A 23,279-nucleotide genomic window follows, 5' to 3' on the forward strand; every position below is an offset into this window, starting at 1 on the left:
ATCAACAGGAGAAATAGCATGGCGTTAGTAACCCCTTTATCACCCGATCACGATAGCGAAGTGGCAGAACTAGCAAAGTTTTTTAACGAAACCTTAGGCTTTTGCCCAAATAGTGTATTAACCATGCAAATCCGTCCAGAAATTGCCCGCGCATTTATTAATTTAAACAAAGCGGTAATGGCAAATAATGGGCGCGTAACAGCGGAGCAAAAGCGTTTAATTGGTTACATCACCAGCGCAAATACCGGATGCCGTTACTGCGAAGCACATACAATTTTAGCGGCTGAGCGTTATGGCGGTAGCGGTGAGCGTTTAAAGCATATTTGGCAATTTAGATCATCCGATTTATACACTGATGCTGAAAAAGCAGCGTTTGAATTTGCCCTCGCAGCATCAAGCGTGCCTAATGCGGTTGATGATGCGATTTCGGCAAATTTAAAAGAACATTGGGATGATGGCGAAGTGGTTGAAATTTTGGGTGTTATATCACTGTTTGGTTATTTAAATCGCTGGAACGATAGCATGGGTACCACCATGGAAGCAGGCGCTGTTGCCGCAGGAAAAGAACACCTAACACACAATGGTTGGCAGGTTGGTAAACACCAATAAGTGAATTATTGAAAAACTGAATATTGCACTTAAAAGTTATTTTTTAAGTGCAAACTTCACGGCGGCATCGGCATGAATGCCTGTGGTGTCGTAAAGGGGAATCTCCGTATCGTTTTGTGATACTAATAATGCGATTTCAGTACAACCAAGAATTATCGCTTGCGCACCTTGGCGGTGAAGTTTATTGATTATGGCAAGGTAACGTTCTTTTGACTCTGGGTTAATTTCGCCAAGGCAGAGTTCATTGTAAATAACGCTATGTACACAGTCACGATCTTCTTGGTTGGGTACAATAACATCAATACCAAACTTTTCTGTTAGGCGGTTTTTATAAAAGCCTTGTTCCATGGTAAATGCGGTGCCAAGTAAACCAACGCGCGATATATCGTCTTGTATTAATTGTGCTGCGGTGGCGTCGGCAATATGCAGTAGCGGAATCGAAATATTCTCTTCAATTTGGTGCGCTACTTTATGCATGGTGTTGGTGCAAATAAGTAGGCAGTGCGCACCTGCTGCTTCTAAATCTTGCGCGGATTTTGCTAGCATGTCGCCCATTTTTTGCCATTCGCCTGCCCGCTGTAGTTTTTCAATATGATCAAAGTTAACGCTATAAAGTAAAATTTCTGCGCTATTAAGCCCGCCAAGCGCGGCTTTTACACCTTGGTTAATGGCTTTGTAGTAATTGAGCGTAGACTCCCAACTCATGCCACCTAAAAGACCTATTGTTTTCATAAATTACCAATAACACGCCTGATTAAGAGGCAATACGCAACGTACTTCGCCAGTTAGTTCGCTAAGTGGTTTATCGCCAAGTGCAACCGCTTGCCAACCATGAGGGTACGATAGTGAAAAGGGCGGAATTAACTGAGTATCGGCCACCGCTTGAAACCCCGTTTTACTATAAAAATTAGGGTCGCCATAGGTCACAACAAAATCCACGTTGTGTGTTTTTAAATACGTAAGCGCGTGGTTTATGAGTGCTTGCCCTATGCCTTTGCCTTGTTGCGAAGATGCCACCGCCATTGGCGAGAGGATCACAGCGGTAAGATTTGGCTGGTTGCTAATCCATAATTTACTAAACAGTACAGCGGCAAAAAGCGTATCGTCTCTTTAGCAACAAAGCCAATCAGTTCCTCGCTTGTGCAGTCATTCAGCATGCGTTCGGTGAGTTCGCCGATTTGTAACCCTGCTTTTGCGCCGTCAGCGTCGCTAAAAACATGGGTAAAGAGCGCGGTGATATCGGCCGCTGCATGATGAGAAATGGATTCAAATTGCATGTTAAACAGTTCCTTGCTTACATTGATTAATAAGTTTAGTGCTGTTTGCAATATTGTTGCGAGTTAATTTAGCAGTAATCACTTCTGATTTTGCGCTAAGTGTATTGATGTCTTGCAACCAAATTGAAATCGACTCATCGTGAATGGTGTGTGCGAGTTGATAGTTTCCGCCAGCTGGCAATGTGAGGTTGAAATTGGCAAATGCAACTTGGTACGAGTTGTGGTTATTTGCCTCTTGGTAAGTCGCTTTTACCCAAATATTGTGTTTACCCGCAGGGTATTGCCTTGCCGTAACCCAAGTGGCGGGTTTGTGCTTATGGCACATTAGGTAAACGTATTCTTTTCTACCTTGGCTATTATCGTAGCTGGTATTTTCAATACGAAAATGTCCTTGTTTAATGTCGTTATTAAAAGGCGACATAGCACAGGCAAACAGGTTACTTAATAAGAGTAAAATAATGAGGTGTTTAGTCATCATAATTCCATTTTGATGAGAGACGCGCTAGCGTACGGATTTTTGTGCAAAACTGCAACTGGTTGGGTAGTCGGTATAGCCTTTTTCACCGCCACCATAAAACGTACTGTGCGCATTATTGTCTAATTGCGTTAGTGGCATATTGCCCTTCATGCGCTCAACTAAATCGGGGTTACAAATATATGCTGTACCAAAGGCAAATAAATCTGCCATGCCTTTATTTAAAAAGCAGTTAGCAAGCTCTTGCGTTAAACCGCCCGCCAACATTATTGGGTGTGGGTAAAGTGAGCGCATTTTTTTGCGATACGTATCGGTGATTGGCTGATAATTACCAATATTTTCAGATAGGTGCAAATAAGCGAGCTTGATTGGTGCGAGCGCCTTTAAAAGTGCTAGGGTTAAGGTTGGCATGTCGCTGTCATGTTGTTGAAAGCTGCTAGAAACAAATGGCGAAATACGTAGCCCCACTTTGTCGCTGCCAATTGCATTAGCCACAGCTTGGCACACATCAATTGTTAATCGAATACGGTTTTCAATTGAGCCACCGTATTTATCATCGCGTGTGTTGGCATAACGGCGCATAAATTGATCTAGCAAGTAACCGTGTGCGCCGTGAATTTCTACTCCATCGAATCCCGCTCGCATGGCGTTTTTCGCAGCAGTAACAAAGTCATTCACCGTGTTTTGAATATCGCTTAAATCTATGGCTTTTGGCATTGTGGTGTCTATCATGCCTAGTTCGCCATTTGGTAGCGGGCCGTAAACTTTGTCTGGCTCTTTTATTGCTGATGGTGCCAGTGGTTGTAGCCCTTCGATAGCTGTACTTGAACGCCTGCCAACGTGCCACAACTGAGCAAAAATCTTGCCGCCACGCTTGTGTACTGCATGAGTAATTTTGCGCCAACCTGCAACCTGATGTTCAGTGTAAATACCCGGCGTAAGTGAATAGCCGCGCGCAACCGCTGAAATAGGCGTTCCTTCGCTAATAATTAAACCCGCAGTTGCACGCTGTGCATAATAGGTTGCCATTAGGTCGTTAGGAATGTTGCCCGGTTGTGACGCCCGCGAACGCGTCATAGGCGCCATAACAATACGATTTTTGAGAGTTACTGATCCTAACTGGATTGGATCAAACAGGCTTAAATTCATGAATTAAGCGTGTACGCTAAAATTTCGACAATTTGTGATGGTGATGTGGCCCACGCTTGCGCGCTGCCGTCTACTTCTTTTAATGCATGAACAATTTCTTCGCTATGCAGTGTAATGTAGGGCTTGCCAAGGGCGGCGCAGTAACCTGCATCAAATGCGGCGTTCCACTGTTTGTATTTATCACCAAAGCGAATAATCGCTAAATCACATGATTTAATGGCATTTTGAATACGTATTGCATTTACTTTTGCTGACTTGTGGTCGCGCCAAAATGAGTTAGTTTCTTCGCCTAGGCAATCGCCAGCAGCATCGCTTGATTCGTGATCTGTGTTTGGTGAGACAAACTGAATATCGAGATTTTTAGCTTGGCAGCCAGCAATAATTTGTTCGCGCCAATCACTGTGGATTTCACCTGATAAATAAACTTTCATTAAATGCCCCTTACTTATATGTTGTGTGTTGTTGGCTAATTTCATACTAACTAGCCAACTCAACCCTAACCTATTGCTTCAGCCAAATATAGTTTATGCGTTGCTTAGAGAGTTTCAGCGGTAAAATGACGTAATTAGTACCATACACGGTAATATTGGTGACTTCACCTTCGCTAAGTGCAAAGCTGTTGCTTTCACTTTCTAATTGCCACGTGCTGTTTTTAGCCAACACCTTAAACACGGTGCGCCCCGCATCGTTTGGAATTTTGACCTCTAACTGTGCGTTGTCTCCGTAAGCGGCAACTAACGCATCTTTTTGGTAGAGGCCGGTAAATTTAACCGCGCCTTGAGGCGAGTGCTGAGATGTATTTTTTAATCTGCAGCCACTGCAATTTGCCACTGTTTGCCCGTTAAAATTTACCGCAACGTTTTGGTAACTTAAGCCGGTGTTAGTCAATTGCCAATCTGGCGAGCTGCTATCAAAGCAGCCCACCAAGAGTAACAACAAGATTACAATCGTTACTCTTTTCATGTTATTTACCAGCAGTAGAAATCATTTTTAACAGCTCCTTAGACGGCGCTTGCTCAACAATAATTTCTTGTAGATCAGAGTTCATAACGTTTTGTGGCTTTTGCTGTTCATTCGCGGTAAGCGTAGCGCCACCGTTTGCACCACTCCAGTAACGCGTGAAGGTCAGCATTAAGTTGCCCCATTCGTTAAAGTCGTTTAGCTCGGCACTAAGTTCGCCATCAAAGTTTAAGTCGTAGTTAGTTAATACGTCGCTGCTGTTGCCGTTACAATCAAAATCAACCGCAACAGAATTTGCATTAACTAAACCAAGAGATTCATCGATTTGAGCTTCGTTAATTGTGCCGTTAACACCGTGCGAGTAGCTGATTTTGAAATCTGCTGGTGCAGAGGTGAAACCATTCGTTAGTTGCGTGCCTTCTGGGAAACAGTTGTTGTTACCAGAGAAGAAACGACGATGGTAACGGTCGCCTTCGCTTTCACCGATAGTTGATAAACCACTTAATTGATACAAGTAGTTCATTACGCTGTGGTGATTAGGTTTATTATTGGTGTGGTTGTTACCGCCATGACCAAGGCCTAAGTTGTGACCTAGCTCATGCATAATCGTGCCTGCTTGCATGTTGTAAACAACATTGCGGTCTATTTCGGTTTCTAGGCTAAAGCCCCAGTTACCCATAGAAATAATAAAGTCATTACCGTTGATTTCAGCAAGGCCAGAAGAACCTGCTGAGCCATCTTCGTTTTGACTATTTGCCATTAGCATGTAGTGGAAAATAGGACGACGTTTGATGTCGAAGTTTTTCACTTTATGGTCAAGAATACTTGGTGCTTCAGCTGAACCTGCAAAGTTAGTTTGCGCGTAAAACTCAACTTGGTTACCGCCGCCTAAGTCATAATCGGCTGGCGAAGTACCTTCTGCTTGGTGGTATAAATCACCTGCATCAAAATGCATTGCAATATTTTGCGCTGCAAATGCCGCTTTAACTGAATCTAATGCTTGGCGATGCAATTGAATACCTGGGTCATTACTTTCCATGTAGTCGACTTCGATAAAGATGTCTCTTACACCTGCGCGAGCACCCCATTCATAAAGTGGTAGGCCTGCAAAGGTTGCGCCTTCTTGTTCGGCGCAATCTGGAATGCCGTCGTTGTCGTCATCAGCATTACAGGTTACGTCATTTTGTCCGCCTGGTGTCATGTAATAGCTTACTTGCCAGTCTTGCGCTGAGTTTGTATCGCTATCAAGCGCTGTGCGAACAACACTCATACCTAGGTTTTCTTCCATTGGCGCGGCATTATTACCTGCTTGCCATTGGCTTTCGTCAGTTGGCAGGTAGGCATTTTCGCCAAAGCTAACAAAATCTACCGTTGTACCAGAGACTGTTTGTAATTCAACAAAACCGCCTGAGTAGTACCATTCAGGGTGAATATTTGATTCGTCTGAAATTAACATTAGCTGTTCTGATTCAGCGACACTTTGTTGCCAGTAGCCATTACCGTGCTTTGCTTGCAGCACAATAAATTCACCCGGTGCGAGCGTTTTGTCTGAAAGTGCAAAAGATCTTACGCCGGTATCACTCCAATCGGTATAGTTAATGCTTTCGGCAACAATTTGGTAGCCTGCTAGTGAAACCGGGCTGGCAGTACCGTTATAAACTTCTACCCAACGATTATCATCCCAGTATTTTGACGATGACACTTCTGAAATAAGCAGATCGCTGTTTTCAGTTTTAAATGTAAAGCTTTGTTCAACAAGCGACGTGCCGTGGAAGTTGGCAACATCACCCGTTACTTTTACAACGTAATCACTTGATGCAGAAAGGCTTTGAGCTGGATCTAAGGTTAAAACAGTTGGGTTAGCATCAGTTGTTGCCGAGCTTAAAGTAAGCGCAACACATGTAACAAAGTTATCGTTACTTACCTGAATGCTGCCGCTACATTGCGCATCTGAATTAGTGGTAACGCTGGCTGCGTCTAATACATCGTCGAATGAAATTGTTATGTTGCTATCAACTGCGACTAAACGTGCGTTTGATTCGGGTGTTTTGGTCACAATTACAGGGGCACTTGTATCAACTAATTGAATGCTGACTAGCTGCGATGTTTCAAGGTCGCCATCGCTTAAGGTGATTTCAAACTCTTGGTCTTCAGCGTTGTTGAGGCTGGGCGTATACGAAAATACGTTGTTTTCAAGTAATGTTAACTCACCTTGTTGCGGCGCAGTTTTAATTGCAACTTGTACCGTGTCGCCATCAGGATCTGAAATGCCTAAATCAAACTCTAGCACTTGGTTAAATTCAACCTGTACTTGAGATGCATCGGTAATCGGTGCGCGGTTTACATCGGTAATAGTGGTGCTGATGTTAAGCGTTGATTGTGCACCGTCGTTGTCGCTTGCGGTTACGGTAAAACCGACAGCGCTATCGCTGGTAACTTCTGGCGCAGTAAAGCTTAAACTGCCATTAGCATATGCGAACTCGACCGTTGGACCGCTACTTTGCACTACGTTTGACGACTTAATGCTACCGTCACTGTCTGAAAGTGTAATGGCAATAGCAACATCACCACGCTCAGGGTAGGCACTGGCAATATTGCTTGAAATAGTGGGTGCTTTGTTCGGTTTGTCGTCGGAACCACATGCCGTGAGTAAGAGAATGCTCGATGCAATTAGGCTCGCTTTAAATACTGGCGCTTGCATTTTAGTCCTTTATTTTTATTGTTAAGAATTTGAAATAATGGCGTAAATGAAAGCGCAAGTCTAGCGATTGTGATGGATTGTAATATTATGTTTTTAAATGACTTAATTAAATTTCGTTTATCAATCTTGTGCGACAAAAAGGCGGGTGAGTTTATTTACAACAGGTGCAACTAAGGTAACCGTTGGAAACGCAACAACAAATGCAAAACCCCAAGCTTTTAACCAAAGCGAGATTAAATTATCAACAAAGCCAACGTTGAATAAGGTGATAACAAACGACATTAAAAATGACATTAACAGTGCCATAAAAAATGAAAAGACAAAACGTTGGTATTTGCTCGGGATCATTGCAGGGGACAACTTTATTTGTAAAACACGCGCCAAGTTTACCATAGTAGCGCGTGTTTCAGGCAAGTCATGCGATTAAACAACACGAAACATTAATATTATTTAACCTAAGCTCAGCTTATTTAATTAAATTTAATATCGCTTTAAAGTGCTCGTCGCGGCAATCTTTCACTAATTCAAACAGGCTCATTTCAAGCCCCGTAATATGTGCACCCAATTGCTGTAGTTTAGTGATGGCAAGCTGTTTATTGTCAGCGTTACGAGATGCAATACAGTCACCCACCAAGTGTACTTGGTAATTGTTGAGCAGCAAACTTGAGCAGGTTTGATAAACACAAATATGTGCTTCAATACCACAGACCAGCCAATGAGCCTTGCTTTCGTGTTCAATTGTTTGCATAAACACGGGCTCGCGAAAGGCATCAAAGGTGTATTTTGTGATGGGCGTAATGTCGGCCAGTAAGTTTGCTATTTTAGGATGTGTTTCGCCTAACTTTTCAGGGTTTTGTTCAAGCCAAATGATCGGAAGATTAAGAATTTTAGCGCCAGAGATAAGCGCGCAACAATGTTCAATATAGGCATCACCGCCTGCCATTAGGCTTGCTAGTTTTCCTTGAATATCAACAACAATTAAGCCTGCATTATTACGTGTAATCATGTTATTTGCCTCGATTGTTCGCCTTGAGTTTAGCCTTTAGTGCGAGAATAAACGGTTAATAATGGAAAATGACTTTCACCAAATTGAATGGTGAGCGATAAGGTTTCATCGTCTTTAAACATTTGCTCAAATGCTAATGGGCGAATACGCGCACCATTGCTAACTTGTGCCATTAAATGTTTATGATTGAGCGTACGCGAGCCATTAGCAAGGTTTTGAATGGTCACTACGGCGAAACGCTCACCATTTTCGTTGCTCATTAACACAAAGTTTTTTACATGGAAGTCGCTTAATTCAGGTTCGATGTTGCGCTCATTTGGAAATGCCAGTTCAAAACTATGTGGTACGACGCGATCAACACTAATCACATTTTGATTAGCAAATAAGGTAAGTGGCGAAAATGCGATAAGGCAAAATAATAATCTAATCATAAAAACTCCATTTAATAGGTATAAACAGGCGCTAAGGTGCATCCTGTTTGGTTACGAAAGTAACACACTCTTTGATAGCAGCAGTATTAATATTTAGTTGTTTAAGCGTTTGTGTTATTTGCGAACGGACTGAGTGCAAGTGCTCGCTATTGGTAAAATTGGACAAGGTATTTGTGTCTTCAAAAACGCATGTAATCTGTAAACTTTGCGGAAATTTTTGAAAGTTAACTGTGTGCGTAACCCAGCAAAACCCTGCTAAGTCTTTAAGGGTTTCTTCGCAAAGTGCAGTGAGCGCAATGCGGATTTGGTTATCTAATTTTTTATCGGATTTACGCATGTAATTTAAAAACCTTGGGCAGCGATTATTCGCTGCCCACTATAACTAACCTAAGCGTTAGATAACACATTATTTTCTAGCAACTATTGCTGTATTAGATGTGTTCGCAATAGGTTCGTTATTAACCCACTAATTAGTTTTTACCTTTTAAATCAAACACTACATTAATTGTCGCCTTAAAGGTGAGATCATCTTGTAAATAGGTACCGGGCGAAACCGATCCCATGTCAGCACTCATCATGCGTGCATTACCCATTTTTTCCATTGTTCCGTAATGCTTAATTTGGTCGTAATTTTGCGCGTTAATACTGTAAACCTTGCCAAGTGCTGCGCCAAATGAATTGGCGAGGGCTGCACCATTGGTTTTCGCATTTTCAATGGCAAGTTCCACCGCTTTTTGCTGGAGCTGTTCTTCTTTTGACGAAGCCATTTCAACACGTTGAATTTGGTTTACTTCAACGCTTAACGCTAAATCCATCACATCACTAAGCATGGTTAAATCGTTCACGGTTACTTGAATTGAGCGACTTGCAGAGTAGCCAACATGCAGTTGTTTGCGCTCTTGCTGCGAATACTCGTATCGCGGTGATACAGCAATGCGTGATGCAACAATGTCTTTTTCGCTAATATTGTATTTTTTAAGACCTTTTAACAGGGTATTAAAGCGTTTATCGACTTCAGCTTTGGCCTCTGCGCTTCTTTTATCTATATGCTCTACCGAAAAATGTAAAATGGCGATATCGGGTTTTACTGAAGTTTCGCCGTAGCCGGTAATGGCAATATGGCGGTGATTTGGTAAATGGCTGTTCGCGGATACTAAACTTGAAAGCGCTAACAGTGATAAATAAAACAATGGCTTCATGGTGCGTCCTTTTTAAATAAGTCTCTGTTTTGAGTTATGAATTATAGATAAGTTCACCATAAAGCATTGTCAAGAATTGTTAAACCGCAACAAAATTACCATGAAAGCCAAGCGGTAACGCTTGCCCTAACCAAGCGCGGCAAATGGGTCCATCACTAATATGACCTATTTTAAAAATATTAACGCAGGTGCGTTTTGACGGAACATGAAGCGCTGTGCCGACTAAATAGCCGTTTCCTTCTTGTTGTGACTTATCAACAATCACATGCTCTTCAACTAAAAAATCTTCGCCATAAACAAAGGTGTCTTGCTTGCCATTATTTACATTAACCACGCGCACACTGTCGCTCCACACATCACTTTTTACTGATGATAAGGTCACCAGTAAATTATTTTGTAACCCTGTTAAGTGGTCGTACACGCGTGGGAATTCACTAATACCCGCAATGGTTTGTTTATGAGTACTGCCGTTTTTATAAAGCGTGAACAACACGGTGTTTGCAGGCGTTGCATTGGACGTTTTACCGCGCATCAAATCGCTCATGTGATGTAAATTTTCACAATTTGGATAAAGGCTGGCATCAAAGCGAATCGTACCATCGGTGTCTTCCCACGCATTACCAAAATGAAAGGCAAAGCCTGCATCTAACTGGTATTCGCGTTTTAAAGTAAGCGTGTTTTTATCAACTACCAATACGCGCATTGGTTGCTGTTTATTAAAGCGAATTGCGCTGAACAAGCGCTCATCGGTTTTATCTCTATCAAGTGACGGTAAGATGATCAGTATATTATTCTGCGTGATTAAAAAGTCATGTAACATACCGCCACGGTAATTGGTTTTAAGTAGATTTACTTTTTGCATTATTCCGCGGTTATTAAGATGGTAAAGTACTATGTCGCCAGTAATGGTACTGCCAAAATTCCAAATCGTGCCGTCCGCTTCAATTTTTGGGTGTGCTGAAAAGGCGAGTCCTTTTAAACTATTGCCATAACGTGTGTTTTCGCCAAGGTTGACAAGACCTTTTGCGTCTAAACTACTTGTATCTATTGCGGTTGCAGAACCCGCTTCCCAAAGTGCCCACAACTCACCATTTACCGGAATAATATTGGTATTTGCAGCATTAATAATGTCGGTTTTATTGACAGGTAAACTGCCGGGTAACTTGCTATTTGGTCCAGAGAATAAAAATTTATCTGCGGCTTGCTCTTGAGTGTACTTGTTGGTTTTTACAAATTTAGCACGGTGCTGAATGCCAGTATCAGTAAAGTTAAAATGTTGGATCATGCCATCACCTTCAAACAGATGAGTGTAGCGTTGTCCATTGCGCTGATGCACCGCAGGCCCATTACGATAAAAATTGCCGCGAAGCGCTTTTGGTAATTTCCCTTCAATGATTAAGTTTTGCCAAGGAATATCACCAGACATGCTTTTTAAACCAATTAAGTTAGGGTTATTAAGAGCGGCCTTGTCAAAACTGGTTGCAAACTGCGCCATGATATCTTCATTTGCGTTCGCCAAATTTGCGAGCGCAGGGAAGGGGCTACAAGCAGCTGCAGCAACAGATAAACCGAGCATGCTTTTTAAGGCTTCACGTCTTTGCATTACTTCGCTCCTTAGTAGTTAACAGTTGATGAATTAATAACGGCAACATCCGATACTATGAAGGTCATTTGCTGGTAGCTTGGCGGACCAAAATTTACCGGCGCATTATTTGAGAAACCATAACCTTCGATCGGCATACCAAACATGTTGTTGTCGAAGTCTCGGTTATTGTTTTCATCATGGAAGTAGCGAATGGCATAGTTACCGGATTCAACATCATTGAAAGTCACTGTTAGTTTCCCTTTTTTTGCATTCACGATTGCTACATTGTGTGCTTCACCTTTTTTAAAGTTGTTTTCGCCTTTGAATAATTGGATGTATAACTTCCCTTTATCGTGTTGAATACCTTCAATATTAAATTGCACGGTTTGTGCAGATACAGGTAATATAAAAAGGCTTAACGAAAGCGTAGATAGTGTTAAAAAGTTCATTGAATCTCCTTAATTAAATTGTTTTTTAATGAGCGTTATTTTGCTCGTTGGAATCACAATATGACGATTTTTTTCAGTGCTCAATCGACCTTTCGTAAAGTGAGTTCATTACTTCGTGAAATAATAAAAAAACAGGATGTACAATTGGCGAATCGTGAAATTAACTTTAATAATCAATCGATAAGAGAGTTTTTAGAGGCGCGAGATTTAGCGACTGATACCGTTGTTGTCGCTATTTTTGTGTTGTTTTTAACGTTTCTTCGTCCGTTTGGTATGCACCAAATTGACATGTTTTATGCAGGGTTTTTCTGGAGTGTGATGTGCTTTACTGGCTATGTAATTTACTCGCCAACAATGTTCTTTTTGTCAAAACTACTCGATAGAAATTTGCCCGAGCGGATAAACAACAAAGCCGTTCGACTTGTACTTTCAACATTAGTAGCAAGTGTTTTAATGGGGTTGTTAGCGCCCTTTATTATTGCCCAATTTTTTGACTATTTTGATAACAGCTATTTGCAATCATTACCTATGTCGATTTTATATTGCACGGTTATTGGTGGCATTATTGCAGGTGTAAGCTCAATCAAATCGTTAATGTTGCAACAACAGCAACTGCTTAAACAAAGTGCCGAAGAACTGGCCCTTGAATCTGAAAAAGTCGATACCATTCAAAGCCAGCCAATCGAATCATTGATTAATGAGCTGCCTATTGCCAAACGCGGCAGGTTAATTTGTTTGCAAATGGACGACCACTACTTAAATGTAATAACAGACAAAGGCGAGCATTTGTTATTAATGCGCTTTAAAGATGCGCTCGAGAAACTTGAGCATTATGACGGCTTTCAAACACATCGCTCTTGGTGGGTTGCCAAAGACGCGGTGGTAGATACCAAAAAAGATGGGCGCAAGCTTATTCTTGTTTTGCAAAATGGCACCGAAGTGCCAGTGTCGCAAACCTATTTAGCCAATACCAAAGCGGTATTAGATCTTAAATAAACCATTAATTTTGAAATTTTATAAGTGCAATCGCACCTGGTTTTTCGGTTTTGTTGGTAAGTGTTAACTCACCGTTTTGGTTCCGTATTAACTCGCGGCTTAATACTAAGCCAATGCCTGAACCTTCAGGTTTGGTAGAGTAAAACGGCACAAATAAGTTGTCGTTTAAATCAACGCCAATACCGTTATCTTCAATGGCAATTTGCCAGTTATCGCTTTGATTAATCCGGATAGTCACGCCAGACGAGTTTGCAGTTAAATTTGCCTCATTGGCATTTTTTACCAGGTTGAGTAGCGCTTGCTCTAGCTGTTCAATATCACAGGTTATTTTGCCACTTTGTTCAATGATGATATCAACATCGGGGAAGAGTGCCTCGCAGCGTTTGGCGATTTCATTTGTGCTAACGCTATCAAGTTTTGCACTTGGGATTTGAGACAGTTTGGAGTAGCTCGCAACAAACTCCAACAAGTGTTCGGCGCGTTTTTCAATCACGTTAAGCATGGTGCTTTGCAAGTCTGATTGCGTTAGTTTTGGCAATTCTTGCAGTGATTGCGCCATCGAATAAATTGGCGTAAGTGAGTTGCGTACTTCGTGATTAAGTACTCTTACGAGTTTTTGCCACGCTTCTTTTTCGTTATGTCTTAAAGATTGTTCAATCGAAACAAATACCAATAAACGATAATGACGATTACCGCGCTTGAGTTCATGCGCAACTACCTTGTGGCGTTGATTATTTTGCTCAAGTTGCCATTTGTCAGCATCGACACTTAGCCCTAAACTTGTTAAATCATTACCCAGTAAATTAGTTTTTTGATAGTAGTTAGATGCCGCTTGGTTATGATGATAAACCTGCGATTGGCTATCAATCACGATTATGGGGAGTTCAAGTTCGTTAATAAAGTCAAAAATAAAGCTTTCGTTTTGCGCATATTCATGGCGTTTATTTTGAATGCGCTTGGCAATGGTGTGTAAATCACGCTTAAGCCCAGCTACGCGTCCTGCTGAGTATTTAGCAAGGTGCCAAACCGTAAACTCTTCATTAGCTAAGCCATCAAGCTGCACAGCAACGCTGTCGAGGGTATTAAAAAATCGGCGATACAGTGCCGTAAATACCACAATACTTGGGGCGAGTAGGGCAATAATCAGTGTTGTGCCTTCAAGAAAATCGAGCTTAAAGTGCACAATTAAAAAAATTAACAGCCCTAATAAAATTAAACAAGGTAGCGTAAAAAGTGCAATGACCGTGCGTTCTAACGAGTGCTTTTGCATTAGTTGCTCTCTTTAACGCTAATATTGAATTTTTCGATGCGGCGATAAATGGCAGATTTACTTAACCCTAAAAATTCGCCTGCAGCAATAACGTTGCCATCAAAGTGCTTGAGCGCATTATTGATCATCAGCTTTTCAGCTTGCTCTAGATTCATTAGTGGCACGCTTTCATGTTGTGTGCTGAGCTCGAGTTGCAAATGTGTTGCATCAATACTGTCGCCATCGGTCATGATCACCGCGCGCTCTAATACGTGTGATAACTCGCGCACATTGCCCGGCCAACTGTGCGCTTTAAGTTTTTCTAATGCGGCATTTGTAAGTAGTAAAGGCTCAAACCCATAGTGCTTACAGTGCTTTTCAATAAAATGATTGGCGAGTAAGGCAATTTCATCTTGGCGTTCGCGAAGCGGCGGAATTGTGAGTACTAAAGTATTAAGCCTAAACAATAAATCGCGTCTAAATTCGCCATTGCTAATGGCTTTTTCAAGGTCGGCATTAGTTGCCGAAATAATACGTGCATTGCTGGTTTGGGTTTTTGAGCTGCCGAGTATTTCAAATTCACCAGTCTCTAAAACGCGCAGCATTTTGGCTTGCAATGGCATTGGCAAAGTGCCAATTTCATCTAAAAATAAGGTACTGTCGTTTGCTAGAGAAAAGCGTCCTTCGCGGTTTTCTTTCGCATCGGTAAATGCGCCTTTTTTGTGGCCGAATAATTCACTTTCAAACAAATTATCAGGAATGGCTGCCATATTCACACTTACCATATCGTGCTTTGCCCGTGGGCTGTTATCGTGAATGTACTTTGCAAGTAGGCTTTTACCTGAGCCATTTTCGCCGGTGATCAGCACATTTGCATCAGTTTTTGCGATGCGGCTTGCGGCTTTAACGAGCGCTTTCGATTGTTCGCCTAACGCCAAAAAGCCGCTACTAAGTTGGTTATCGCTGGTATTTTCTGGCGCTAGTTGGTTTTCAATAGATTCGAGTAATTTGGCGTTTTTCCATGGCTTTTCAACAAAGTCGGATGCGCCAAGTTGCATGGCTTTAACTGCTAAGTCTACTTTTGCCCATGCGGTGATGACTATCACGGGAATTGTCAGCTCTTGGCGTTTCAGCTCTTTTAAAAATCCAAGGCCTTCTTCGCCAGAGGTGGTGTCTTTGGTGAAGTTCATATCAAGCAAAATTAAATCGATTTGCTGATTTTTTAAAAGGGCTAAGCCGACACTTGGGTGGTCGGCTTCTGTGCACGTGTAACCATGGCTTTCAAGTACAATGCGCGCCGATAAACGCACATCTATATGATCATCAATAATCAGTATTTTTTTCATAATTTTATTTTTATAGCTTTAAAGCCTTAACCAATTAAGGGCTTTCTTAACTGGCTAAGGACAGAGGTATTAACCCCAAATTTAGGTTAATTATCTCTTAGTGCTGCCATTGGTTTTGCATTTATTAGTTTGCTCATTGGGAATAATGTGGCAAACAGTGCAAATAACACAATGCTAGCTGCGGTTATAGTGAGCCATAGCCAATTGAGAAGCAACCAATTTGCTAACTCAACTTTAAACATTGTGTAACCACCTACCATCACCACCAATGCGGCAATAAAGGCAAATGCTAAAGGCAGTAAGGTGTCTGACAACAATTGCTGATACAAACGCTTGCGTTTTGCACCGAGTGCCATGCGCATACCGTATTCGTAGCGGCGTAGACCTAGGTTATAGCTAAGTACACCGTAAATACCAATACCTGCCAGAACTAGGGTAAAGAGTGCCAACACAATGCTTAAGCTTAATGTAATACGCTCCATATGAACCATTTTGGCGTATTCGTCCTCCAGAAAATCGAACTTCCAAAGGCCAATGCGGCTATCAACCGTACGCGCTGCCTGTAACAGCTGCTCTCGGTTTAAGGTTTTTCCTTGTTCCATTTGAATGATTAAGCCAAATGCATATGGCTGTGCAGCCCACCAAAAGTGTCGCCCTTGGTGTTTGTCGAAGAATTTAGGGTGGTTAAAGTTTTCAGTAATACCAACCACTTCCACAGGGTTATCAGGGTCAAAACTTAAGAACTTTTCGCCAACTAAACTGCCACCAGGTTTGAGCATATCGTTAACTGCTTTGGTGACCAAAAACTCGTGTTTTTCACCGCGAATAGCGGCTTCGCTAAAGGTGCGTCCTTCTATAATTTTAAGACCAGTAATATCAAAGTAATCAGGGCCTACCCAGGCTTGTGGAATAAAGACGGTTTCTTTACCTGACATATCTTTTACTGTGCTCGAGCGTAGTCCGTCGTTTACTGGGCTGTCGCCGTGGCCTACCTTAACAACACCATCGATGTTTGCCACTGCTGCGCGAATTTTTTGTAAGTCATTGTATTTTTGTTCGAGAGTACGTTCTCTATCGTTGATAAAGAGCATGGTGCTATAGCGATTATCTACTTCGCTGCCAAGCGGTCGTAATAGCGTTTCTAACGTTTTGTTTAATGCCATGGTGGCACCGATTACAAGGGCCGTTGCTAAAAACAGTTGCAGCGCAATTAACAACTTTACAGTGCTGCCTTTAATTTGGCTTACGCCGCCTTTGCCTGAGCTTTGAATTTGCGTTCTAAGCTGGCAAAAGTTGATTAATCGGCTGGTGATAAAAGCAAATAACCAAGCAAATACCACACAGCAAATAACGGCAGAAGAGACTACGGTAAGGTCGAGATTAATGGCGCTAACAAGTGGTAAATGACCTTCACTTAAAAACTTAAAGAGTTTGATACCCCACGCCGCAAAAAACAAACCAGAAAGTGCCGATACCACCATCAACAGGCTTGATTCCACTAAAATACTGGTGAAAATAACGCTGCGTTTTGCCCCTAAAACCGCTTGTAGCGCGAGTTGTTTGTGCTTAACTACGGCGCGAGAAATAAACAAGTTACTGACATTTAAGAGTGCAATCAACACGAGGCTTACTACGCCCACTAACATAAAAATTGCTAACGTATCGTTGCCGTTAAGCTCTTTTTCGCGAAAAGGTGTAACGATAGGCACAATGTCGTCTACTTCATCAAATACCGCTTTCCAATCACTTTTAATTTCTAAGATACGTGCATGCAAGTAAGCTTTGGTAGATTCTGGCGTTTCACCCGCTTTGAGCGTACCGATAAGTTTTAGGCTACCAAATAAGTTCCACCACGGGCTTGGGCGATCGTCATTATAAAAGCGTGAATCACCGCTAAAGTGAAACCATAAATCACTTTTACTGCGGTTAAACATAAATGGGTTTGCGTAGTCTTTAGCTACAACCCCAACAATTTTATATTGGCCATGAACGAGTTCGATCGTTTGTCCGATAGCATTTTTGCTGCCATCAAAATAGGTTTGCCAAATAGAATAGCTGATCAGTACTTCGGTACTTTTCTCATCAAGGCGCTTTTGAGGTGATAAATGTTGACCAGCAGCAAGTTGCATATTGGTAATGTCGTAATAGTCGTTGCTGGCAAAGGTCATATTTAACTTAGGTTGACCCGGCAAGTTCATGATTACGTCTTCGCCAATGTTAATTGCGGCGACTTTGTCAAAATTGTCGTGGTTGTTATACCAGTGAATAATCGACTGGAAGCTTTGAAAGCCGGGGCTGTTTTTATCGGAATAAACGTTATCTTGTTCCACCACAACAAGACGCGCTTCGTCATCGACATTAAGCGGTTTAATAAAGTAACTACTAAATAAACTCATTACCACAAAAAAGCAGGCAAGCGTGAGTGATAGAGTGAGTACAATGGCGCTGGTAAACCCTGGCGCTTGCAGTAGCGAACTGCTGGCGTGTTTGATTTGTTTGGTTAGGCGTTGGACACTCATGCATGCGCCTCCAACTGTGTTGTTACATCAACCGCTGACACGCTTTCTTTGCCAGTATTGAGCACTTTGCCATCGAGCAGTTTTACTTGTTTTTTAGCGTAGCCGGCGTAGCGCGGATCATGGGTTACCATGCAAATGGTGGTGCCTTGTTCGTTTAGTTCGGCAAGTAATGCCATTACCGCATCGCCATTTTTTGAATCGAGGTTACCCGTTGGTTCATCCACTAATAAAATACTTGGGCTACCTGCAAGGGCGCGGGCTATAGCAACACGTTGTTGTTGACCACCCGATAACTGATTTGGTTTATGTTTTGCACGATGATCAATCTCCACTTGTTTAAGTGCAGTATTCACGCGGGTATCAATATCAGCTTTACTTAAAGCGGGTTCGCGATACAACAGCGGCAGCGCTACATTGTCGTAAACACTCAGTTCATCAATTAAGTTAAACGATTGGAAAATAAAGCCAATATGCAAATTGCGTAGCTCTGCAAGGGTATCCATATTAAGGCTGCTGGTATCAACACCTTCAATTTTATAGCTGCCGCTGGTGACATCATCAAGCAACCCCATCACGCTTAATAAGGTTGATTTACCGCAGCCTGATGGGCCGCTAATGGCAATGTAATCACCTTTATGAATTTGTAAGTTGATATCGCTCAATGCGTGGGTTTCTACGTCGTCGCTAAAGTATATTTTTGACACATTGGTCAGTTCAATTACCGGTGTATTTTCCATGATTGCTTCCTTAATTATTTGTAATCGTTATTGTTTGCAAGTGTTTAAAATCAGAGCTGTCTGAAATTACAAGGGTGTCACCGGCATTTGCACCTGAATTGATAACAATGTTATCGCCGGCTAGTTTACCAAACTCAACTTGGGTTTTAACCAATTGATTGTCGGCTAGGTTTAAAATGAAAATATGGTTTTGCGTATTGCCACTTACAAAGCTAGGGCGACGCACATAAAGGGCGTGATTAAGCTCGTCGGTGACAATATCACCTTCAATGGTGAGCTGTGGGCGGGCATTGCTTGGTAAGGTGCCGGTAAGTTCAAGCTCTACAGTAATGCGACCATCGCTAACGATTGGGTTAATACGATTAACCACAGCTGAAACTGTACCTGCGAAGGTGTTTACCGTTGCTTTTTGACCGACTTCAATACGGCTTGCTTCGCGCTCTGGCACATTTAAATCAGCAAGCAGTTGATGCTCACTGCCAACTACCGCAAGTGGTGCGCCCATTTGCACTGATTGACCTTGTTCTACATTGACCGCTTGTAACATGCCATTGATGCCAGCAGTGACATTGAGTTTGTCGACATCTTGTTGTGCTGTATTGAAGCTAAGCTCAAATTCGCGCATTAATTCGCGTTCAACTTGTAATCGTTGGTTGTGTAAATCACTCGCTTGGCTGAGCTGCTGTTTGGCAAGAGAAACGCGTTTACTCAGTTGTGATACTGCTAATTGCGAGCGTTTGTAATCTAGGGTTGAAACAATGCCTTGCTCAATCAGTTTTTGCTCAGCTTCGGCGCGCAAATTGGCGTTGGCGAGTTCGCTTTCAAGCAACGTTAGGTTTGCTTCAAGGTTTAGTTTTTCACTTTTTTGGCTGAGCTTTAGTGCTTCAAAATTAGCTTTTTGACGAGCGAGCGTTAAACGAGCACGGTTTAGTTGTTGCTCAAGTGTGGGATTTGAAAGACGCAAAATCACCGTATCTTTTTCAACGCGACTACCCGGTAGATGAAATACTTGTTCTACTTGTGCTTGATAGCGCGCAGTAATAAAGCGGCTGTATTTAGAGCGCAGTTGACCAAACCCCGACACCGTTAACTTAAGTGGTCCACTACTTACGTCTGCAAGCAGTAACTCATTACGGTTTATGCTGGCATCCCCATCGCTAAAGGTGGATGCAAACCCCACGACTAAACTGAGCGATAAAATAATCGCAAGCGGCATCGGCCAACGTTTCTTTTTATTATTACTTGCAAGGCTTTGTTTAATATCCATCTGACTAACTTCATAACTTTTGATAGTTTAGCTATAGCGAACGTTGTGCCATAAATTAAAGTTAATAAAATCAGCTTCTTACTGTTTGTGGTTGAAGTTGATTTTTCCCTTGAACGGGAATGGGAATTAAAAGTGGGAACATTAGGGGGATAGCGAGTGATATGTACAAGTGTTAAGAATGTTAAGTGTATTCGCACAATTTTACTTGCTATTTTAGAGAAGGTATTCAGGGGCAAGGGTAGCTTGTAGGCAAAGGTAAGTGTTACAAAATAACCTGTTTGGAGCGTAAAAAGGTGCGCTAAAAGCGGTTGTAACTGTTAAACAAAAAATAGACTATAGGCTGTGACTATTTTGATAACAATCGACATGCTGAGCAAAATTGATGATAAAACGTAAAAAATTCACGAATCCGTATTTAGGTTTAACAAAAGAAGATTTTGCTTTTCAGCCTGGTACATACCTTGAAAAAGCAATACGCAGAATAGAAAAAGCGGACGAAGAAGGTAAGTCAGTCGCCTTCGCAAGGTTAGATGGTGACTTCTTCTATGACGGAATTTATTACTCGGCTGATGCGATTGTTCCCCATAAACACTGGTTTCGTAATAGCAAAGAGCATAATAAGAAGCTGTGGATCGCAGTTATTTATAATGTGCCTTATGGCGAAAAACTGGATGCTGACTTCGATATTAATTTGGTAGAAGATGATCAATGGGGCGCATTAAAATCCGTATTTGTAAGCGAATTGGACGAAGAACAAAAAAAACATGAAAAACAAGTTCGCATACAGGAACTGGAGATAGCTGAACAGCAAGATAAAGAAGAGCAAGAGATGAAAAATGAAGTACTACAAAGTGTATTGTCTAAAGTAACTGTACATTGAGTTAAAAATGCTTCTGCTCTAATTTATTAAACTGGAAAAATTAAGTTGATTCTAGATGAACGCTCAAGGATTAACTGCTAAGTTAGCCTTTCTTTTATCCACAATCACTCCAAAACAATCGGTGAATAACTAATACCATCAGGGCCGTTGCCTGTGGGTAGTTCAAATAAGGTTTTACCGCTTGGAATATCTATCGCGAGTAGCTTGTTTTTGCTATAAGCCGATAAAAACAGAGGAAATGACAAAGACACTCACTCTAATTTACTGTGACTGCGGCATTTCAGTACTTGTATAACTTTTGCATGTCAAATGATTGTAGTTTTGATAACGTTTCAGAAGCAGAAAATGCTGCTAAACAGATTGAAAATGAGGAGCATCGAATAAATAATATGAATTCTAGAGAATTAAAACTTATGTCCAAAAAATTGGGGTATGATATAGGTGGAATGTCACCGACAGAAATCCAAGCGATAAAGGTATCAATGTTACCCCGCTTTACATCATATCAGGCTCAAGCTATTAAAGCTGCGGGACAGGCGTCTGCAGGCATTTCTGCACCCTCCAAACTAAATATGCTTGCACAGTTTGCAGATTTCATGAAAGCAAGCTTTGGAGCTTTCGCAACATCTACAGTTGCAGTCAAAGAAAACCTAGACCCTCTTATTGAGTTTTCAACTTCTCGAGCTGGGAATGCTCAGAGTGCGACATTCTACTATAGTTGCTCAGGAAGTACATGTAATGTGCGAGGAGCTCTGTGGGATGAATAGGTTATTAGTGTTATTTTTACTATTCCCTATATGTAGTTTGGCACTTCCATGTAAAGATTTTAGTTTACCGCCAGGCTTTATCAGTGATCGTGAAAATGGTGAGTGGTATTACTACAGAAAGCCAAACGGGCAGGAAGATGGTTTTATAAAAGAGGTCGCTCCTCTAACCAAAAACAAGGACGCTATTTTTAAAACCTTCGCTTCAGTCTCTACAAAAAGTTGGGAAATCAACGTTGAAAGATCACATATGATTTTATATTTTCAAGATTTGAAGCCTCTCTCGAAAATAGGACTTACTTACTTTATTTTTCACTCTAGTATTAATGGAATGTTCGCAGCCAATATGAATAGAGAGGATTTGAAGCACCTTTTATCGTCTTGTGAAATAAACCTTGACAGAGAGGTAGATGCTCTATTTGACAAATATGAAACATATTTGTCAACCGCGTCACCTCTTTAAGATAATAAAGAAAAATAGTAAAGACACCCACTATAACTTATTTACTGACGATAAATCTCCTAAAGATTCCTGCAAGAAATATTATAAGGAAGGGCGTATTCAAACTGGCTCACGTTATAAAAGAGGTAATGTTTCTACAGAAAATGGCATAGTAACGAGAACTTTTAATACTCCTGCTACTGGGCCATTGGAAGTTTCAGTTGATTCAAATATTGGTGTAGAAGCAACGCTAGCAACAAGCTTAGATTTAAAGATAGTTGAACCTGGTGCTAAAGTCTTCATGAACAATAACGGCTTTGTTGGCACTAAAGCTAATGTTAGAATTGGCTCTTCAGAATTATATAAACTACGTATGCCCAGTAGTGCATAATATTGAGGTATGGACCACGACGGTTAATGAAATATTCTTTCAAAGCTCTAAATCACCGATTCAACATTAGGAACCATTAATGTATATCAAACATTTTGCATTTGTTTTTTTGTTAGCGTCTTTTTTTTCATTTTCTAAAGAAGACTCACTTCAACTAGAGGATGTAATTGCTGATATGAAATCCAATGAAGTATTGGAATGGGCTGAAATCGATGTGCTAATTAACAAAGGGATTGAAGATGAACAGGCTGAAGCATACTTTATAAAAGGTTATGTTCATTTTTTTGGAATTTACAACAACACTAAAGACCTTAAAACAAGTACATCCTATTTAAAAAAAGCGGTTGCTAAAAATTATCAGGAAGCTCGATTTTACCTCGGGACTGTATTGCTTGAACAAAATGAACCAGCAGCTGTAGATGTGCTTTTGGAGTTATCCAAAGAGGGCGACATAGACGCAATAATTAATCTGTATCAAGCTTACAAAAAGGGATTGTATAAAGATCAGGAGAAATTGAAGGCTTTATTAAAGTTGGCATCTGATGCTGGTGATGATGAAGCCTGCTTATTATATGGGGAAATGTTGCATGATGAAATCTTAGTGAGTAAAGATTTATCTTTAGCAAAGAATACGGTGAACTATTTACTGCGTCGTGAATACAAAGAAACAAGTTTAGGTCATATTTACTATCTTTTAGCAACGTATTATGGTGTCAAACCCTCACCAATCTATAATAGAGAAAGAGCATTACTCTATCTTAGAAAAGCATCTTCCCATGGACATGAGTTTTCAGATAAGGTTTTGGAAAACTGGAAATAAAGGAAAACTAGGGTCAGAGTAAACTTA

28 protein-coding genes are annotated in these 23,279 nt (G+C 41.3%); 7 read left to right on the top strand and 21 right to left on the bottom strand.

The window, feature by feature from the left end:
• The first annotated feature begins 18 nt into the window (after positions 1 to 18).
• Entirely contained in the window at positions 19 to 609 is a 591-nt protein-coding gene (locus tag C2M30_RS16345; protein ID WP_105172454.1) for a carboxymuconolactone decarboxylase family protein, read from the top strand.
• Between the two features lie 36 nt (positions 610 to 645).
• Here C2M30_RS16345 and C2M30_RS16350 read toward each other — a convergent pair whose 3' ends face one another.
• The 15 genes from C2M30_RS16350 to C2M30_RS16420 all read right to left on the bottom strand — a co-directional run bounded on the left by C2M30_RS16350 (position 646) and on the right by C2M30_RS16420 (position 11,841).
• Complete coding sequence (locus C2M30_RS16350) at positions 646 to 1,341, bottom strand: aspartate/glutamate racemase family protein (RefSeq protein WP_105172455.1); 696 nt, start codon at positions 1,339 to 1,341, stop codon at positions 646 to 648.
• Positions 1,342 to 1,344: 3 nt separating this feature from the next.
• Positions 1,345 to 1,632: a GNAT family N-acetyltransferase gene (locus C2M30_RS16355; protein ID WP_105172456.1), complete on the bottom strand. Its 288-nt coding sequence runs from the start codon at positions 1,630 to 1,632 to the stop codon at positions 1,345 to 1,347.
• Between the two features lie 11 nt (positions 1,633 to 1,643).
• Positions 1,644 to 1,886 (bottom strand): hypothetical protein, encoded by a 243-nt coding sequence (locus C2M30_RS16360; protein WP_105172457.1) that lies wholly within the window; start codon positions 1,884 to 1,886, stop codon positions 1,644 to 1,646.
• 1 nt (position 1,887) lies between these two features.
• A complete protein-coding gene (locus C2M30_RS16365) occupies positions 1,888 to 2,361 on the bottom strand; it encodes a hypothetical protein (protein WP_010558603.1) in 474 nt (157 codons plus the stop codon).
• A gap of 27 nt (positions 2,362 to 2,388) precedes the next feature.
• On the bottom strand, positions 2,389 to 3,510 hold the full coding sequence (locus C2M30_RS16370) for an alkene reductase (RefSeq protein WP_105172458.1): 1,122 nt from the start codon (positions 3,508 to 3,510) through the stop codon (positions 2,389 to 2,391).
• Positions 3,507 to 3,941, bottom strand: coding sequence for a YtoQ family protein (locus C2M30_RS16375; RefSeq protein ID WP_010558605.1), 435 nt, complete (start codon positions 3,939 to 3,941; stop codon positions 3,507 to 3,509). The genes C2M30_RS16370 and C2M30_RS16375 overlap by 4 nt, the downstream gene beginning before the upstream one ends.
• Positions 3,942 to 4,011: 70 nt before the next feature.
• Positions 4,012 to 4,473, bottom strand: coding sequence for a hypothetical protein (locus C2M30_RS16380; RefSeq protein WP_105172459.1), 462 nt, complete (start codon positions 4,471 to 4,473; stop codon positions 4,012 to 4,014).
• Between the two features lies 1 nt (position 4,474).
• The gene (locus C2M30_RS16385) at positions 4,475 to 7,171 is read right to left on the bottom strand and encodes an Ig-like domain-containing protein (protein ID WP_105172460.1); all 2,697 of its coding nucleotides are present in this window, start codon (positions 7,169 to 7,171) and stop codon (positions 4,475 to 4,477) included.
• A 120-nt stretch (positions 7,172 to 7,291) separates the two neighbouring features.
• On the bottom strand, positions 7,292 to 7,519 hold the full coding sequence (locus C2M30_RS16390; RefSeq protein WP_010558608.1) for a DUF2798 domain-containing protein: 228 nt from the start codon (positions 7,517 to 7,519) through the stop codon (positions 7,292 to 7,294).
• A gap of 118 nt (positions 7,520 to 7,637) precedes the next feature.
• Positions 7,638 to 8,177, bottom strand: coding sequence for an isochorismatase family protein (locus C2M30_RS16395; RefSeq protein ID WP_105172461.1), 540 nt, complete (start codon positions 8,175 to 8,177; stop codon positions 7,638 to 7,640).
• A gap of 29 nt (positions 8,178 to 8,206) precedes the next feature.
• Positions 8,207 to 8,608, bottom strand: coding sequence for a hypothetical protein (locus tag C2M30_RS16400; RefSeq protein ID WP_010558610.1), 402 nt, complete (start codon positions 8,606 to 8,608; stop codon positions 8,207 to 8,209).
• 31 nt (positions 8,609 to 8,639) lie between these two features.
• Complete coding sequence (locus C2M30_RS16405) at positions 8,640 to 8,945, bottom strand: Fis family transcriptional regulator (RefSeq protein ID WP_105172462.1); 306 nt, start codon at positions 8,943 to 8,945, stop codon at positions 8,640 to 8,642.
• A 133-nt stretch (positions 8,946 to 9,078) separates the two neighbouring features.
• A complete protein-coding gene (locus C2M30_RS16410) occupies positions 9,079 to 9,807 on the bottom strand; it encodes an SIMPL domain-containing protein (RefSeq protein WP_105172463.1) in 729 nt (242 codons plus the stop codon).
• A gap of 79 nt (positions 9,808 to 9,886) precedes the next feature.
• A complete protein-coding gene (locus tag C2M30_RS16415) occupies positions 9,887 to 11,410 on the bottom strand; it encodes a carotenoid oxygenase family protein (RefSeq protein WP_105172464.1) in 1,524 nt (507 codons plus the stop codon).
• 11 nt (positions 11,411 to 11,421) lie between these two features.
• The gene (locus C2M30_RS16420) at positions 11,422 to 11,841 is read right to left on the bottom strand and encodes a DUF2141 domain-containing protein (RefSeq protein WP_105172465.1); all 420 of its coding nucleotides are present in this window, start codon (positions 11,839 to 11,841) and stop codon (positions 11,422 to 11,424) included.
• A gap of 60 nt (positions 11,842 to 11,901) precedes the next feature.
• Here C2M30_RS16420 and C2M30_RS16425 point away from each other — a divergent pair, with 60 nt between their 5' ends.
• Positions 11,902 to 12,837 (top strand): LytTR family DNA-binding domain-containing protein, encoded by a 936-nt coding sequence (locus tag C2M30_RS16425; RefSeq protein ID WP_105172466.1) that lies wholly within the window; start codon positions 11,902 to 11,904, stop codon positions 12,835 to 12,837.
• A 4-nt stretch (positions 12,838 to 12,841) separates the two neighbouring features.
• Here C2M30_RS16425 and C2M30_RS16430 read toward each other — a convergent pair whose 3' ends face one another.
• From C2M30_RS16430 to C2M30_RS16450, 5 genes are all read right to left on the bottom strand, one after another.
• The gene (locus C2M30_RS16430) at positions 12,842 to 14,107 is read right to left on the bottom strand and encodes a sensor histidine kinase (RefSeq protein ID WP_105172467.1); all 1,266 of its coding nucleotides are present in this window, start codon (positions 14,105 to 14,107) and stop codon (positions 12,842 to 12,844) included.
• The gene (locus tag C2M30_RS16435) at positions 14,107 to 15,432 is read right to left on the bottom strand and encodes a sigma-54-dependent transcriptional regulator (RefSeq protein WP_105172468.1); all 1,326 of its coding nucleotides are present in this window, start codon (positions 15,430 to 15,432) and stop codon (positions 14,107 to 14,109) included. Before C2M30_RS16435 ends, C2M30_RS16430 begins: the two co-directional genes overlap by 1 nt.
• A gap of 86 nt (positions 15,433 to 15,518) precedes the next feature.
• Positions 15,519 to 17,951: an ABC transporter permease gene (locus C2M30_RS16440; protein ID WP_105172469.1), complete on the bottom strand. Its 2,433-nt coding sequence runs from the start codon at positions 17,949 to 17,951 to the stop codon at positions 15,519 to 15,521.
• The gene (locus C2M30_RS16445) at positions 17,948 to 18,688 is read right to left on the bottom strand and encodes an ABC transporter ATP-binding protein (protein WP_105172470.1); all 741 of its coding nucleotides are present in this window, start codon (positions 18,686 to 18,688) and stop codon (positions 17,948 to 17,950) included. Before C2M30_RS16445 ends, C2M30_RS16440 begins: the two co-directional genes overlap by 4 nt.
• 10 nt (positions 18,689 to 18,698) lie before the next feature.
• The gene (locus C2M30_RS16450; protein ID WP_105172471.1) at positions 18,699 to 19,955 is read right to left on the bottom strand and encodes an efflux RND transporter periplasmic adaptor subunit; all 1,257 of its coding nucleotides are present in this window, start codon (positions 19,953 to 19,955) and stop codon (positions 18,699 to 18,701) included.
• 382 nt (positions 19,956 to 20,337) lie between these two features.
• Between C2M30_RS16450 and C2M30_RS16455 the strand changes: the two genes are divergently transcribed.
• Positions 20,338 to 20,835, top strand: coding sequence for a hypothetical protein (locus C2M30_RS16455; protein ID WP_105172472.1), 498 nt, complete (start codon positions 20,338 to 20,340; stop codon positions 20,833 to 20,835).
• A 104-nt stretch (positions 20,836 to 20,939) separates the two neighbouring features.
• Here C2M30_RS16455 and C2M30_RS21520 read toward each other — a convergent pair whose 3' ends face one another.
• Positions 20,940 to 21,080, bottom strand: a complete 141-nt coding sequence (locus C2M30_RS21520) for a hypothetical protein (protein WP_234004761.1) — start codon at positions 21,078 to 21,080, stop codon at positions 20,940 to 20,942.
• 57 nt (positions 21,081 to 21,137) lie between these two features.
• On the opposite strand from C2M30_RS21520, the gene C2M30_RS16460 reads away from it, so the two are divergent.
• The 4 genes from C2M30_RS16460 to C2M30_RS16475 all read left to right on the top strand — a co-directional run bounded on the left by C2M30_RS16460 (position 21,138) and on the right by C2M30_RS16475 (position 23,252).
• Positions 21,138 to 21,602: a hypothetical protein gene (locus C2M30_RS16460; protein ID WP_105172473.1), complete on the top strand. Its 465-nt coding sequence runs from the start codon at positions 21,138 to 21,140 to the stop codon at positions 21,600 to 21,602.
• Entirely contained in the window at positions 21,595 to 22,062 is a 468-nt protein-coding gene (locus C2M30_RS16465; protein WP_105172474.1) for a hypothetical protein, read from the top strand. The genes C2M30_RS16460 and C2M30_RS16465 overlap by 8 nt, the downstream gene beginning before the upstream one ends.
• Complete coding sequence (locus tag C2M30_RS16470) at positions 22,028 to 22,432, top strand: hypothetical protein (protein ID WP_105172475.1); 405 nt, start codon at positions 22,028 to 22,030, stop codon at positions 22,430 to 22,432. Before C2M30_RS16465 ends, C2M30_RS16470 begins: the two co-directional genes overlap by 35 nt.
• A 79-nt stretch (positions 22,433 to 22,511) precedes the next feature.
• Complete coding sequence (locus C2M30_RS16475; RefSeq protein WP_105172476.1) at positions 22,512 to 23,252, top strand: tetratricopeptide repeat protein; 741 nt, start codon at positions 22,512 to 22,514, stop codon at positions 23,250 to 23,252.
• Positions 23,253 to 23,279: the final 27 nt, after the last annotated feature.

Source organism: Pseudoalteromonas sp. T1lg24 (assembly GCF_002964745.1).
GTDB lineage: Bacteria > Pseudomonadota > Gammaproteobacteria > Enterobacterales > Alteromonadaceae > Pseudoalteromonas > Pseudoalteromonas spongiae.

What these genes read in the sequence shown, in the direction of transcription:
- C2M30_RS16435 (WP_105172468.1), bottom strand. Translation starts at nt 15,432, where the DNA reads ATGAAAAAAATACTGATTATTGATGATCATATAGATGTGCGTTTATCG.
- C2M30_RS16355 (WP_105172456.1), bottom strand. Translation starts at nt 1,632, where the DNA reads ATGGCGGTGGCATCTTCGCAACAAGGCAAAGGCATAGGGCAAGCACTC.
- C2M30_RS16345 (WP_105172454.1), top strand. Translation starts at nt 19, where the DNA reads ATGGCGTTAGTAACCCCTTTATCACCCGATCACGATAGCGAAGTGGCA.
- C2M30_RS16430 (WP_105172467.1), bottom strand. Translation starts at nt 14,107, where the DNA reads ATGCAAAAGCACTCGTTAGAACGCACGGTCATTGCACTTTTTACGCTA.
- C2M30_RS16370 (WP_105172458.1), bottom strand. Translation starts at nt 3,510, where the DNA reads ATGAATTTAAGCCTGTTTGATCCAATCCAGTTAGGATCAGTAACTCTC.
- C2M30_RS16385 (WP_105172460.1), bottom strand. Translation starts at nt 7,171, where the DNA reads ATGCAAGCGCCAGTATTTAAAGCGAGCCTAATTGCATCGAGCATTCTC.
- C2M30_RS16375 (WP_010558605.1), bottom strand. Translation starts at nt 3,941, where the DNA reads ATGAAAGTTTATTTATCAGGTGAAATCCACAGTGATTGGCGCGAACAA.
- C2M30_RS16415 (WP_105172464.1), bottom strand. Translation starts at nt 11,410, where the DNA reads ATGCAAAGACGTGAAGCCTTAAAAAGCATGCTCGGTTTATCTGTTGCT.
- C2M30_RS16450 (WP_105172471.1), bottom strand. Translation starts at nt 19,955, where the DNA reads ATGGATATTAAACAAAGCCTTGCAAGTAATAATAAAAAGAAACGTTGG.
- C2M30_RS16475 (WP_105172476.1), top strand. Translation starts at nt 22,512, where the DNA reads ATGTATATCAAACATTTTGCATTTGTTTTTTTGTTAGCGTCTTTTTTT.
- C2M30_RS16460 (WP_105172473.1), top strand. Translation starts at nt 21,138, where the DNA reads ATGTCAAATGATTGTAGTTTTGATAACGTTTCAGAAGCAGAAAATGCT.
- C2M30_RS16410 (WP_105172463.1), bottom strand. Translation starts at nt 9,807, where the DNA reads ATGAAGCCATTGTTTTATTTATCACTGTTAGCGCTTTCAAGTTTAGTA.
- C2M30_RS16380 (WP_105172459.1), bottom strand. Translation starts at nt 4,473, where the DNA reads ATGAAAAGAGTAACGATTGTAATCTTGTTGTTACTCTTGGTGGGCTGC.
- C2M30_RS16350 (WP_105172455.1), bottom strand. Translation starts at nt 1,341, where the DNA reads ATGAAAACAATAGGTCTTTTAGGTGGCATGAGTTGGGAGTCTACGCTC.
- C2M30_RS16440 (WP_105172469.1), bottom strand. Translation starts at nt 17,951, where the DNA reads ATGAGTGTCCAACGCCTAACCAAACAAATCAAACACGCCAGCAGTTCG.
- C2M30_RS16400 (WP_010558610.1), bottom strand. Translation starts at nt 8,608, where the DNA reads ATGATTAGATTATTATTTTGCCTTATCGCATTTTCGCCACTTACCTTA.
- C2M30_RS16470 (WP_105172475.1), top strand. Translation starts at nt 22,028, where the DNA reads ATGAAACATATTTGTCAACCGCGTCACCTCTTTAAGATAATAAAGAAA.
- C2M30_RS16405 (WP_105172462.1), bottom strand. Translation starts at nt 8,945, where the DNA reads ATGCGTAAATCCGATAAAAAATTAGATAACCAAATCCGCATTGCGCTC.
- C2M30_RS16365 (WP_010558603.1), bottom strand. Translation starts at nt 2,361, where the DNA reads ATGACTAAACACCTCATTATTTTACTCTTATTAAGTAACCTGTTTGCC.
- C2M30_RS16360 (WP_105172457.1), bottom strand. Translation starts at nt 1,886, where the DNA reads ATGCAATTTGAATCCATTTCTCATCATGCAGCGGCCGATATCACCGCG.
- C2M30_RS16425 (WP_105172466.1), top strand. Translation starts at nt 11,902, where the DNA reads ATGACGATTTTTTTCAGTGCTCAATCGACCTTTCGTAAAGTGAGTTCA.
- C2M30_RS16420 (WP_105172465.1), bottom strand. Translation starts at nt 11,841, where the DNA reads ATGAACTTTTTAACACTATCTACGCTTTCGTTAAGCCTTTTTATATTA.
- C2M30_RS16390 (WP_010558608.1), bottom strand. Translation starts at nt 7,519, where the DNA reads ATGATCCCGAGCAAATACCAACGTTTTGTCTTTTCATTTTTTATGGCA.
- C2M30_RS16465 (WP_105172474.1), top strand. Translation starts at nt 21,595, where the DNA reads ATGAATAGGTTATTAGTGTTATTTTTACTATTCCCTATATGTAGTTTG.
- C2M30_RS16455 (WP_105172472.1), top strand. Translation starts at nt 20,338, where the DNA reads ATGATAAAACGTAAAAAATTCACGAATCCGTATTTAGGTTTAACAAAA.
- C2M30_RS16445 (WP_105172470.1), bottom strand. Translation starts at nt 18,688, where the DNA reads ATGGAAAATACACCGGTAATTGAACTGACCAATGTGTCAAAAATATAC.
- C2M30_RS16395 (WP_105172461.1), bottom strand. Translation starts at nt 8,177, where the DNA reads ATGATTACACGTAATAATGCAGGCTTAATTGTTGTTGATATTCAAGGA.